This window comes from Pseudomonas sp. SW-3, assembly GCF_016615645.1.
GTDB classification, from domain to species: Bacteria; Pseudomonadota; Gammaproteobacteria; order Pseudomonadales; family Pseudomonadaceae; genus Aquipseudomonas; species Aquipseudomonas mandelii.
Genome location: NZ_CP067098.1, coordinates 4,860,520 through 4,872,745, shown reverse-complemented (window position 1 = coordinate 4,872,745; position 12,226 = coordinate 4,860,520). Strand labels below are relative to the sequence as shown.

Below are 12,226 nucleotides of genomic sequence, written 5' to 3'. Positions count from 1 at the left end.
ATTTAAGAGGCGGCATCTTTGTCTACGGGTAATTTGGATTTCGAACAGTTCCGGGTATTCCTGGAAAAAGCCTGTGGCATTTTGCTCGGTGAAAACAAGCAGTACCTGGTCTCGAGCCGTCTCAACAAGCTGATGGAGCAGCAAGGCATCAAATCCCTGGGTGAGCTGGTTCAGCGCATCCAGACCCAGCCGCGCAGCGGTTTGCGCGAGATGGTGGTGGATGCCATGACCACCAACGAAACCCTGTGGTTTCGTGACACCTATCCGTTTGAAGTCTTGAAGAACAAGGTGTTGCCCGAAGCGATCAAGGCGGCCCCCGGCCAGCGCTTGCGGATCTGGTCGGCGGCGTGCTCGTCGGGTCAGGAACCGTATTCGCTGTCGATGTCGATCGATGAGTTCGAGCGCGTCAACATGGGCCAGTTGAAGATGGGCGCGCAAATCGTCGCGACCGACTTGTCCGGCACCATGCTGACCAACTGCAAGACCGGCGAGTACGACAGCCTGGCCATCGGCCGTGGTCTGTCGCCCGAGCGTCTTCAGCGTTACTTCGACCCCAAGGGGCCGGGGCGCTGGGCGATCAAGGCGCCGATCAAGAGTCGCGTGGAGTTTCGCTCGTTCAACCTGCTGGACAGCTACGCGGCCTTGGGCAAGTTCGACATCGTGTTCTGCCGCAACGTGCTGATCTACTTCTCCGCCGAGGTGAAGAAAGACATCCTGTTGCGTATTCACAGCACGCTCAAGCCAGGCGGTTATCTGTTCCTCGGCGCCTCCGAAGCGCTGAACGGTTTGCCGGATCATTACCAGATGGTCCAGTGCAGCCCGGGGATCATTTACCAGGCGAAGTGATTCGTTGGCCGCATCAAAAAACGGGAGTCCTCAGGGGCTCCCGTTTTTTTTGCCCGATGATTTCCCTGACATCACCACGATCCCCCTGTGGGAGCAAGCCTGCTCGCGATGGCGTCGTGTCAGCCAACATCAATGTTTCTGTTACACCGCTATCGCGAGCAGGCTCGCTCCCACAGGGATGGTGGTGTTCTTTAGAGGGTGATAAGCGGCAGAAAAGCGGCAGGCGGCGGAAATCGGTTGCCGCTTTTCTGGCATTGCCGTCTTGCCACTGCCGGCAAAGCCCCGGTTTCCGGGGTTTTTTGAATTGGCACGCCACTTGCTATGTCTCTGTTACGAAAAATCAGGTCACCCGAAGGTTTCCCGACATGAGCATCAGCTTCGATAAAGCGCTCGGTATCCATGAACAAGCCCTGGGCTTCCGCGCTCAGCGTGCCGAAGTCCTGGCCAACAACATCGCCAACGCCGATACCCCGAACTACAAGGCTCGGGACCTGGAGTTCTCCAAAGTGCTCGCCGCACAGAACGAGAAAACCAAGGGTGGTACGTTTGCCTTGAACATGACCAACAACCGCCATATCGAGGCCGAAGGCCTGGGCAATGGCGACGAGTCGCTGATGTATCGCACGCCGATGCAGCCGTCGATCGACCAGAACACTGTGGACGCCCAACTGGAACAGTCGAACTACGCGGAAAACGCCGTCGGCTTCCAGGCCAGCTTCACCCTGCTCAACAGCAAATTCAAAGGGCTGATGTCAGCCCTGCGCGGAGAGTAAGTCATGTCCCTATCCAGTGTTTTCAACATTGCCGGTAGCGGCATGAGCGCGCAGACCACGCGCTTGAACACCGTGGCCTCGAACATCGCCAACGCCGAAACCGTCTCGTCGAGCATCGACCAGACCTATCGCGCCCGTCACCCGGTGTTCGCCACCATGTTCCAGGGCGGCCAGAGCGGCGGCAGCGATTCGCTGTTCCAGAACCAGGACGCCGCCGGCCAAGGCGTGCAAGTGCTGGGCGTGGTCGAAGACCAAAGCAACCTTGACGCGCGTTACGAGCCGAACCATCCGGCCGCCGATGCCAAGGGCTACGTCTACTACCCGAACGTCAATGTCGTCGAAGAAATGGCCGACATGATTTCCGCCAGTCGCTCGTTCCAGACCAACGCTGAAATGATGAACACCGCCAAAACCATGATGCAGAAGGTCCTGACCCTCGGTCAGTGATAAGGGGCGACTCAGATGAGTGTTACCGATACCACCAGCGGCGTGAACATCAAGGACGTCTTGGCCAACTCTTCGGTCAAGGCCAATAACACCAGCAGCGACGGCCTGGCCTCGGCCACCAACAGCGCCACCGGCAAGAAGGCGTTGGGCAAGGACGCGTTCCTGCAATTGCTGGTTACCCAGCTGAAGAACCAGAACCCGCTCGAGCCGCAAGACAACGGTGACTTCGTGGCTCAGCTGGCACAGTTCAGTAGCCTGGAAGGCATCACCACGCTGAACGATACGGTCAGCGGCATTGCCGGCAACTACAACTCGTCGCAAGCGCTGCAAGCATCTTCGCTGGTGGGCCGCTCGGTGGTCGCGCAGACCGACACAGCGGTGGTCGATACCTCCAAGAGCTTCAACGGCACGGCCGTGGTTCCGGCATCGGTGGATCCGGTGACGATCAAGATCACCGACGCCGATGGCAAAGTGATTCGCACCATCGACATGGGCAGCCAGCAGGCCGGCAACGCCAGCTTCATCTGGGACGGCAAGAACGATGCGGGCGAAGTGGCCAAGGCGGGCACGTACAAATTTGCCGCCACCGCGACTTACGACAGCAAGGCGACCGCGCTGGTGACCTACCTGCCGGCCACCGTCAACAGCGTGACCATCAGCCAGACCGGCGGTGAGTTGATGCTGAACCTCGCAGGCCTGGGCAGTATCGCCCTGTCCAAAGTACAGACCATTGGTATATAGAGCCGACTAACACGGCACAAAGGAGTGGAATATGTCTTTCAATATCGGCCTTAGCGGTCTCTATGCAGCCAACAAACAACTGGACGTGACCGGCAACAACATCGCCAACGTCGCGACCACCGGTTTCAAATCTTCCCGTGCAGAATTCGAAGACGTGTACTCGGCCACTCGCCTGGGTACCGGCAGCAAGACCGTCGGCAACGGCGTGCGTCTGGCCAACGTTTCCCAGCAGTTCGGCCAGGGCGACGTGAACAACACCGGCAACGTGCTGGACATGGGCATCCAGGGCAACGGTTTCTTCATCCTCAGCGACAACGGTTCCCTGAGCTACACCCGTGCCGGTGCGTTCAAGACTGACGCCGAAAACTACGTGGTCGACAACAACGGCAACCGCCTGCAAGGTTACGGCGTTGATGACAACGGCAAGATCATCAATGGCGTGCTGACCGACCTGAAAATCGACACCTCGAGCCTGTCGCCCAAGGCCACCACTCGCGTCGACCAGACGATTAACCTGAACTCCTCGGAAACCCTGCCGACCGTTACACCGTTCAACCCGGCCGAGCCATTGAGCTACAACAAGCCGATCTCCACGCATATCTATGACAGCCAGGGCAACCAGCACAACCTGGACCAGTACTACGTGAAAACCGGTACCAACGCGTGGACCGTGTACACCTACGTCGACGGTCGTTCGCCGTCCAACCCGGCCGCCGAGCCACCGGTGCCAGTGACGGCCAACGTGACCTTCAACTCTGACGGCACCGTCAACACCATGACCGGCAGTCCTGGCTTTGCTGTGACCGGTAAAGTCTTCCAGTTGACCGGTTGGGTGCCAGGCGTGGTGACCAATGCCAACGTGACGCCAAAAGTCTGGGGGCCTAACGGTTCGGTTGCGGCCACTGGCGGCCTGTCCTTCGACATGACTAAGACCACCTCTTACAATTCGCCGACTGCCCGTACCCAGCAGTTTCAGGACGGCTACGCCACTGGCCAGATTTCCAGCCTGACCATCGACGAAACCGGTGTCATGACCGCTAACTTCAGCAACCAGCAAACCAAGGCCATCGGCCAGGTGGCGGTCGCGAGCTTCGCCAACGAGCAAGGCCTGCAGCCCATCGGTGGTACGCGCTGGAAAGAAACCTTCGCCTCGGGCGAGGCGGGTGTCGATGCTCCGAAAACCGGTACGCTGGGTGCGGTGGTGTCCAACTCCCTGGAAGAGTCCAACGTCAACCTGACCAACGAACTGGTCGATTTGATCAAGGCGCAGAGCAACTACCAGGCGAACGCCAAGACCATCTCCACTCAGAGCACCATCATGCAGACCATCATTCAGATGACCTGATGCTGGTTCGCGCTGAATAAAGAGCCCCTCGTGAGAGGGGCTTTTTTATGAGCGGGATTTGTCTCGAGTGCCGAATGTTGCGTTGTCAGTGATGGCCCCTACGCGAGCGGGCTCGCTCCTACAAAGGATCTTCAGTGCGGCGCCTGTCCAGTTCAGGAGCGAGCCTGCTCGCGAAGGCGTCAGCCCGGTCACCACTTTCCTTGGGGCAAAAGAAAACCCCCGACAATCCAGAGGACTGATCGGGGGCTCTCCAGGTAAGCGCCTTGCGGCGCTCACCGGCTCAGCTTATTGGCAAGCTTCGCAATCCGGCTCGTCGATGGCGCAAGCCTTCGGTACTGGAGCAGGGCCGGCAGGCGCTGCCAGGACCGAATCTTCACCGTGGTTGCCGCCGCTGGAAACAGCGTTCAGCTTGCCGGTGTTGATGGTCGACTTCTCGGTGCTGGTTGCGGCCAGGGCACGGAGGTAGTAAGTGGTTTTCAGACCACGGTACCAGGCCATGCGGTAGGTCACGTCCAGCTTCTTGCCCGAAGCGCCAGCGATGTACAGGTTCAGCGACTGAGCCTGGTCGATCCACTTCTGACGACGGCTTGCCGCGTCAACAATCCACTTGGTGTCCACTTCGAAGGCGGTCGCGTAGAGCTCTTTGAGTTCTTGCGGGATGCGCTCGATCTGTTGCACCGAACCGTCGTAGTACTTCAGGTCGTTGATCATGACCGAGTCCCACAGACCGCGAGCCTTCAGGTCGCGAACCAGGTACGGGTTGATCACGGTGAATTCGCCCGACAGGTTCGATTTCACGTAGAGGTTCTGGTAGGTCGGTTCGATCGACTGCGATACGCCGGTGATGTTGGCGATGGTCGCGGTCGGTGCGATGGCCATGATGTTGGAGTTACGAATGCCTTTCTGCACACGGGCACGAACCGGTGCCCAGTCCAGGGATTCGTTCAGGTCAACGTCGATGTACTTCTGGCCACGTTGCTCGATCAGGATCTGTTGCGAATCCAGCGGCAGGATGCCTTTGGACCACAGCGAACCCTGGAACGTCTCGTAGGCGCCGCGCTCGTCGGCCAGGTCGCAGGAAGCCTGGATCGCGTAGTAGCTGACCGCTTCCATCGACTTGTCGGCGAATTCGACGGCCGCGTCGGAACCGTAAGGAATGTGCTGCAGGTACAAAGCGTCCTGGAAGCCCATGATGCCCAGGCCGACCGGACGGTGCTTGAAGTTGGAGTTCTTCGCTTGTGGCACCGAGTAGTAGTTGATGTCGATTACGTTATCGAGCATGCGAACGGCGGTGTTCACGGTGCGTTCCAGCTTGGCGGTGTCCAGCTTGCCGTTGACGATGTGGTTCGGCAGGTTGATCGAGCCCAGGTTGCAAACGGCGATCTCGTCCTTGTTGGTGTTCAAGGTGATCTCGGTGCACAGGTTCGAGCTGTGAACCACGCCGACGTGCTGCTGCGGGCTGCGCAGATTGCACGGGTCTTTGAAGGTCAGCCATGGGTGGCCGGTTTCAAACAGCATGGACAGCATTTTGCGCCACAGGTCTTTGGCCTGGATGGTCTTGAACAGCTTGACCTTGCCCGGGTACTCGGTCAGGGCTTCGTAGTACTCGTAACGCTCTTCGAAAGCCTTGCCGGTCAGGTCGTGCAGGTCCGGTACTTCGGACGGCGAGAACAGGGTCCACTTGCCGTCATCGAAGACGCGCTTCATGAACAGGTCAGGGATCCAGTTGGCGGTGTTCATGTCGTGGGTACGACGACGATCATCACCGGTGTTCTTGCGCAGCTCGATGAACTCTTCGATGTCCATGTGCCAGGTTTCCAGGTAGGCACAGACAGCGCCTTTGCGCTTGCCACCCTGGTTAACGGCGACGGCGGTGTCGTTCACTACTTTCAGGAACGGGACAACGCCCTGGGATTTGCCGTTGGTGCCCTTGATGTACGAGCCCAATGCGCGAACCGGCGTCCAGTCGTTGCCCAGGCCGCCTGCGAATTTCGACAACATGGCGTTGTCGTGGATCGCGTGGTAGATGCCCGACAGGTCGTCCGGCACGGTGGTCAGGTAGCAACTCGACAGCTGTGGACGCAGGGTGCCGGCGTTGAACAGGGTCGGGGTCGACGACATGTAGTCGAAGGACGACAGCAGGTTGTAGAACTCGATGGCACGGTCTTCTTTCTGCTTCTCTTCAATCGCCAGGCCCATGGCCACGCGCATGAAGAAGATTTGCGGCAGTTCGAAGCGGATACCGTCCTTGTGGATGAAGTAACGGTCGTACAGGGTTTGCAGGCCCAGGTAAGTGAACTGCTGATCGCGCTCGTGGTTGATCGCCTTGCCGAGTTTTTCCAGGTCAAAGGTGGCCAGGACCGGGTTCAGCAATTCGAATTCGATACCCTTGGCGATGTACGCAGGCAAGGCCTTGGCGTACAGGTCGACCATCTCGTGGTGGGTCGCGCTTTCGGCGACTTCCAGGAAGCTCAGGCCTTCGGCACGCAGGGTGTCCATCAGCAGGCGAGCGGTCACGAACGAGTAGTTCGGCTCACGCTCGACCAAGGTACGGGCGGTCATCACCAGGGCGGTGTTGACGTCGGTCAGGGCCACGCCGTCGTACAGGTTTTTCAGGGTTTCGCGCTGGATCAGGTCGCCGTCGACTTCTTCCAGTCCTTCGCACGCTTCGGTGACGATGGTGTTCAGGCGGCCCATGTCCAGAGGCGCAAATGAGCCATCGGCGCGGGTGATGCGGATCGACGGGTGAGCGTTGACCGCTTCTTCGGCCGGTGCGTGGGCAGCGCGTTCTTTCGAACGACCGTCACGGTAGATCACGTAGTCGCGGGCCACTTTCTGCTCGCCGGCACGCATCAGGGCCAGTTCGACCTGGTCCTGGATTTCTTCGATGTGGATGGTGCCGCCCGAAGGCATGCGACGCTTGAAGGTCGCGGTGACTTGTTCGGTCAGGCGCGCAACGGTGTCATGGATTCGCGACGAGGCGGCAGCGGTGCCGCCCTCAACTGCGAGAAACGCTTTGGTGATCGCGACGGTGATCTTGTCATCGGTATAAGGAACGACAGTGCCGTTACGCTTGATCACGCGCAGTTGGCCAGGCGCGGTGGCGGACAGATCCGAAGTCGAATCAGCGGCCTGCGGCAAGGTGCCCTGCGGGTTCTCGCGAGTTGTGTCGGTTTGCATGGGGGAGTGTCTCCACATTCTCTATGTTTGTTTGAGCACCTTCATGGTGCCCACCGTTCTGTCCTGAAGCACTACAACCGAGGGGCCTCGGGCATAACAACTTCGGGACAGTAGGAAAAGGCTAATGATGCCGCTTCCTTGCCGAAGTCTTTGGTCTCGAGCCAGGGCCCGAAACCGGATTCCATTCAGGGTGACAGTAATGACTGCAACACCCGTACCGTTCCGGCTGTTCTGGCCTCAAAAAACGGTGCCATCCGCAGGTGCGGTTTGGGCTTTCAAATTCACGCTTGGTTCAACCGGAAACAGCAATAAAGCGCTTGAGTTTCTGGTCTGAAATGTGGTTAGGCTTTTTAAGCAAAAACCCTACATGTAGGGTTTTTTTGGCGCCGGGCTACAAGATAATGCGTTTTGGAGGGTGTTGCAACGTACTACCTGTGGATAAACCTGTGCGTAAATTGTGTGTGAAAGAAGGAACAGGCGTGTAGGCCGCGACCTAGCGGGAGCGAACCGTTTTTCACTGATTTTCAGCGATTGAAAACAGTCATTCGGATTTTTAAGGGCGCGAACCCTATCACAAAAATCCGGGTTGTCCGAACGCATTTGCCGGCTTGTGTTCTCGGCGTTCGGCGTTTATACAATCGGCCAGTGTGTATGCATTCTTATCCTCCCCAATCATTACAAAAAGACGGGCGGATCCTTCCTTATAAGTGTTGTTGGCAAGCAGAGGTCACCGTGGAGCAAGAAGCCTGGCAGATATTGATTGTGGAGGACGACCAGCGTCTGGCCGAACTGACCCGCGATTACCTGGAAGCCAATGGCCTGCGCGTATCGATCGAGGGCAATGGCGCCCTGGCCGCGGCCCGCATCATTAATGAAAAGCCGGACCTGGTGATCCTCGACCTGATGCTGCCGGGCGAAGATGGCCTGAGCATCTGCCGCAAGGTCCGCAATAAATATGACGGCCCGATCCTGATGCTCACCGCCCGCACCGACGATACCGATCAGATTCTTGGCCTGGACCTGGGGGCCGACGATTACGTGTGCAAACCGGTGCGTCCGCGCCTGCTGCTGGCGCGCATCCAGGCGCTGTTGCGCCGCAGTGAAGCCCCTGAGGTGGCCCCGGAAAAACAACGACGCCTGCAGTTCGGCCCGCTGGTGGTGGACAACGCATTGCGCGAGGCCTGGCTGAACGACAACGGCATCGAGCTGACCAGCGCCGAATTCGATCTGCTGTGGCTGCTGGTGGCCAACGCCGGGCGCATCCTGTCCCGGGAAGAAATTTTCACCGCCCTGCGCGGCATCGGCTATGACGGCCAGGATCGCTCCATCGACGTGCGCATCTCGCGCATCCGTCCCAAAATCGGCGACGATCCGGAGCATCCACGACTGATCAAGACCATCCGCAGCAAAGGGTATCTGTTCGTTCCGGAAGCCTGCACCCTGTGAACTCGATCTTCCTGCGTATCTACGGCGGCATGTGTGCGGCGCTGATTCTGGTCGCGGTGCTTGGCGTACTGGCCTTGCACCTGCTCAACCAGGTGCGCAGTGAGCAATACCGCGAACGCCTGGCCCACGGCACCTTCTCGCTGATGGCCGACAACCTGCAACCGATGAACGAAACCGAACGCCACCGGGCCTTGCTGGTGTGGGAGCGTTTGCTGGGGATTCCGTTGGCGCTGAAGACCTTCGCCCAGACCGACCTCGACCTGACGCAGCGTACCCGCGTGCTGCGCGGCCAGGCGCTGGTGGAACAGACCGGCCCGCATGCAGCGAAGGTGTATCGGCTGGTCAGCGACAAGGAGCAGTTGGTTTTGACGGGAGAAGTCCAGCAGATCAGCGAGCAACTGGCGCGAGCGACTATCTATCTGCTGGCCGACGAACTGGTGCGCGTGCCGGTGGCTGAGCAGCCCAAGCGCCTGGCGCAATTGAAACAAGACAAAGGCTTCGGTTTCGACTTGCGCCTGGTCACCGTCGACCAGGCGGACATGGACGAGGACCAGAGCCGCCGGATCTCCGAAGGCGACACGGTGATGGCATTGGGCAAGGGCGGTGACTCGATCCGGGTGTTTGCCGGCATGGTCGGCACGCCGTGGGTCCTGGAAATCGGCCCGCTGTACCAGATGAATCCTTATCCGCCCGAATGGTTGGTGCTGATCGCGGCCCTTGGTTTGAGCCTGATCGGCTTGATCGTCTATCTGTTGGTGCGACAACTTGAGCGTCGCTTGCGTGGTCTCGAAGCCGCTGCCACGCGCATTGCCAAGGGCAGCCTGGAAACCCGCGTGCCGGCGCGCGGCGCGGATTCGGTGGGGCGGCTGGCCTCGGCGTTCAATGGCATGGCCGAGCACTTGCAACAGTTGTTGGCGATCCAGCGTGAACTGGTGCGCGCGGTGTCCCACGAATTGCGCACCCCGGTGGCGCGCCTGCGTTTTGGCCTGGAGATGATCGGTTCGGCCACCACGCCACAGGCCCTGGAGAAATACCGCGAAGGCATGGACCACGACATCGAGGACCTCGACAAGCTGGTGGACGAAATGCTGACCTACGCGCGTTTGGAGCAGGGCTCGCCCGCGCTGAATTTCCAGCGGATCGATCTGGATGCGTTGGTCAATCAAGTGATCGAGGAATTGGCACCGCTACGCGCCGACGTCACCGTGCAGCGCGGGTTGTGCCTGTCCGCCGCCGATTGTGACGATGCCTGGGTCGAGGCCGAGCCGCGCTATTTACACCGGGCGATCCAGAACCTGGTGAGCAATGCCATGCGCCATGCCTCGTCGCGGGTGACGGTCAGTTATCAGGTGGGGCAGCAGCGTTGCCGGGTGGACATCGAAGATGACGGGCCGGGCGTGCCAGAGTCGGCGTGGGAAAAAATCTTCACGCCGTTCCTGCGCCTTGATGACAGCCGTACACGGGCGTCGGGCGGGCATGGCTTGGGACTGTCCATTGTGCGGCGGATTATCCATTGGCATGACGGGCGGGCGTTGATCAGCAAGAGCAAGAGCCTGGGCGGGGCGTGCTTCAGCCTGAGTTGGCCGAGGAATCAGGAGAGGCGGTGAGATCTCGGTTGTCTGGGCTGGCCTCATCGTCGGAACGCCGCCCGGAGCAGGCTCACTCCTACAATGGATCTGTGCGACACCGAAGATCCTCTGTAGGAGTGAGCCTGCTCGCGATGAGGCCCGAGCCAACACCAAAAATCCTCAAGCCCTGATGCTGACCAGACTCAACAACTGCCCATCCACCACCCCAAACTGCGCATCCAGCTCCGTGCCATTGCGCCACTCGCTGGACAGATCTGTCAGCAATCGCAGCCGCACCTCACCGCTCTCGCTCCACTCCAGCACTTCCGCATGTTCAAAATAAAACCGCTGCCGAACAATCGGATACAGCGCCTTGAACAGACTCTCCTTCACCGAAAACGTCAGCGTGACCAGCATCGCCAACTGATCACGATGACCTGCGGCCATGCGCTGCAATTCCGCCGGGGTAAGGATTTCCCCGGCCAGGCGTTCGGCCCGTTCAGGGTTTAGCAGGTTTTCCAGGTCCATCCCCAATCCACGCCAGTGGGTCTTGTTCGCGACAATCGCTGCGGCCCGGCCGGTGCTGTGGGTGATTGAGCCGCTGATATGCGCAGGCCAGACCGGTGCCCGGTCTTCGCCGATGGCCGGGCTGAAACTCAGCCCTTCCAGCTTCTGCAACGCCGCCCGGGCACAGACCCGACCGGCCAGAAACTCGGCCTGACGCTTGGCAACCGAGCGCTGGATGCTCGCTGGCGGCTCGATGGCGCTGCGCGTGAAATCATCGAGGGCCAGTTGCGAGGTATCGAAGTGCGTGCTCAATAGCACCGTATCAGGCAGCACAAACGGCAGCGGCCAATGGGCATCGAGCGGGGTGCAGCAGACGGGCAGGGCGGGGGTGGCATTCATGTCGCGCATTTTGCCGGGTTGCCTTCGGGCTGGGTAGCCCTGACGTAGACCGCGTTATCGTTCTTCGCGGGCAAGCCTTGCTCCTACAGGTTTGAGCCGATCACGAAATGGCGTAACGACACAAGCCCTGTAGGAGCGAGGCTTGCCCGCGAAGGCCACGCCTCGATCTTCTGCTTAACCGAAGATTTTTTTGAAGAACGCCTGCATATCCGCCCAGGATTTTTCATCCGCCGCCTTGCTGTACCCGATATCCGGCCCACCATGATCGCCATGGCCCAACCGATCCGCATCTGGATTGCTGAACCCATGCTTGGCGCCCTCAAGGCTGACGAATTGATAGTCGGCCCCGGCCTTGTCCATCTCAGCCTTGAACGCCGCGACGTTGTCCGCCGTCACCATGCTGTCCAGCGCACCATGCTCCACCAGGATTTTCGCTTTCACGCTGCCCGGTGTTGCGGGCGTTTTGGTCGCCAGCGCGCCGTGGAAACTCACCACGCCCGCCAGCGGAACGCCTTGACGCGCTGCATTCAGCACCACGGCACCGCCGAAGCAGTAACCGATGGCAGCGATTTTATCCGGATGGGTCTGTGGCTGTTTCTTCAGCAAATCGAGCCCGGCCTGGAAGCGGGCGCTGGACGCGGCACTGTCTTTCAACGCCGCTTGCATGAAGGCCATGGCGTCCTTGGGATGCTCGGTGTTCTTGCCATCGCCATACATATCAATGGCCAGCGCGCTGTAACCCAGTCCGGCCAAATCACGGGCGCGGCGCTTGGTGTAATCGTTGAGGCCCCACCATTCATGCACCACCACCACGCCTGGACGTTGACCCTTAATAGCATCGTCGTAAGCGTAATAGCCGATCAGCTTCGTGCCGTCGGGGCTCTGATAGGGAATCTCCTGAGTCTTGATCTCGGCGTGGCTGAGCCCGCTCAAGGCCAGTAATACGAGGGCGAGGAAAACGCGCATGGTCGGAT

Annotated in this window: 10 protein-coding genes; 7 read left to right on the top strand and 3 right to left on the bottom strand. The window is 59.7% G+C overall.

Features of this window, described 5'->3' with window-relative positions:
- Positions 1 to 18: 18 nt before the first annotated feature.
- From cheR to flgE, 5 genes are all read left to right on the top strand, one after another.
- Positions 19 to 846, top strand: a complete 828-nt coding sequence (gene cheR, locus JIO00_RS21895; RefSeq protein ID WP_010457158.1) for a protein-glutamate O-methyltransferase CheR — start codon at positions 19 to 21, stop codon at positions 844 to 846.
- Positions 847 to 1,211: 365 nt separating this feature from the next.
- Complete coding sequence (gene flgB, locus JIO00_RS21890; protein WP_010457156.1) at positions 1,212 to 1,619, top strand: flagellar basal body rod protein FlgB; 408 nt, start codon at positions 1,212 to 1,214, stop codon at positions 1,617 to 1,619.
- 3 nt (positions 1,620 to 1,622) lie between these two features.
- Positions 1,623 to 2,066 (top strand): flagellar basal body rod protein FlgC, encoded by a 444-nt coding sequence (gene flgC, locus JIO00_RS21885; protein WP_010457154.1) that lies wholly within the window; start codon positions 1,623 to 1,625, stop codon positions 2,064 to 2,066.
- A gap of 15 nt (positions 2,067 to 2,081) precedes the next feature.
- The gene (gene flgD, locus JIO00_RS21880) at positions 2,082 to 2,807 is read left to right on the top strand and encodes a flagellar hook assembly protein FlgD (RefSeq protein WP_077749190.1); all 726 of its coding nucleotides are present in this window, start codon (positions 2,082 to 2,084) and stop codon (positions 2,805 to 2,807) included.
- A 31-nt stretch (positions 2,808 to 2,838) separates the two neighbouring features.
- Positions 2,839 to 4,152 (top strand): flagellar hook protein FlgE, encoded by a 1,314-nt coding sequence (gene flgE / locus JIO00_RS21875; protein ID WP_077749191.1) that lies wholly within the window; start codon positions 2,839 to 2,841, stop codon positions 4,150 to 4,152.
- Between the two features lie 285 nt (positions 4,153 to 4,437).
- Here the strand turns inward: flgE and JIO00_RS21870 are convergent, their stop codons facing one another.
- Positions 4,438 to 7,332: a ribonucleoside-diphosphate reductase subunit alpha gene (locus JIO00_RS21870; protein WP_010457148.1), complete on the bottom strand. Its 2,895-nt coding sequence runs from the start codon at positions 7,330 to 7,332 to the stop codon at positions 4,438 to 4,440.
- Between the two features lie 732 nt (positions 7,333 to 8,064).
- Here JIO00_RS21870 and JIO00_RS21865 point away from each other — a divergent pair.
- Both JIO00_RS21865 and JIO00_RS21860 read left to right on the top strand, forming a co-directional pair.
- On the top strand, positions 8,065 to 8,778 hold the full coding sequence (locus tag JIO00_RS21865; protein ID WP_010457146.1) for a response regulator: 714 nt from the start codon (positions 8,065 to 8,067) through the stop codon (positions 8,776 to 8,778).
- The gene (locus tag JIO00_RS21860) at positions 8,775 to 10,385 is read left to right on the top strand and encodes an ATP-binding protein (RefSeq protein WP_077749192.1); all 1,611 of its coding nucleotides are present in this window, start codon (positions 8,775 to 8,777) and stop codon (positions 10,383 to 10,385) included. Before JIO00_RS21865 ends, JIO00_RS21860 begins: the two co-directional genes overlap by 4 nt.
- A 141-nt stretch (positions 10,386 to 10,526) precedes the next feature.
- Here JIO00_RS21860 and JIO00_RS21855 read toward each other — a convergent pair whose 3' ends face one another.
- Together JIO00_RS21855 and JIO00_RS21850 are read right to left on the bottom strand one after the other, a co-directional pair.
- A complete protein-coding gene (locus JIO00_RS21855; RefSeq protein ID WP_200666824.1) occupies positions 10,527 to 11,252 on the bottom strand; it encodes a 4'-phosphopantetheinyl transferase family protein in 726 nt (241 codons plus the stop codon).
- A 174-nt stretch (positions 11,253 to 11,426) separates the two neighbouring features.
- Entirely contained in the window at positions 11,427 to 12,218 is a 792-nt protein-coding gene (locus tag JIO00_RS21850) for a dienelactone hydrolase family protein (protein ID WP_154501412.1), read from the bottom strand.
- Positions 12,219 to 12,226 lie beyond the last annotated feature (8 nt).

Coding starts and splice junctions, on each gene's coding strand:
- JIO00_RS21850 (WP_154501412.1), bottom strand. CDS start 12,218: ATGCGCGTTTTCCTCGCCCTCGTATTACTGGCCTTGAGCGGGCTCAGC.
- flgC (WP_010457154.1), top strand. CDS start 1,623: ATGTCCCTATCCAGTGTTTTCAACATTGCCGGTAGCGGCATGAGCGCG.
- JIO00_RS21855 (WP_200666824.1), bottom strand. CDS start 11,252: ATGAATGCCACCCCCGCCCTGCCCGTCTGCTGCACCCCGCTCGATGCC.
- flgD (WP_077749190.1), top strand. CDS start 2,082: ATGAGTGTTACCGATACCACCAGCGGCGTGAACATCAAGGACGTCTTG.
- flgE (WP_077749191.1), top strand. CDS start 2,839: ATGTCTTTCAATATCGGCCTTAGCGGTCTCTATGCAGCCAACAAACAA.
- JIO00_RS21870 (WP_010457148.1), bottom strand. CDS start 7,332: ATGCAAACCGACACAACTCGCGAGAACCCGCAGGGCACCTTGCCGCAG.
- flgB (WP_010457156.1), top strand. CDS start 1,212: ATGAGCATCAGCTTCGATAAAGCGCTCGGTATCCATGAACAAGCCCTG.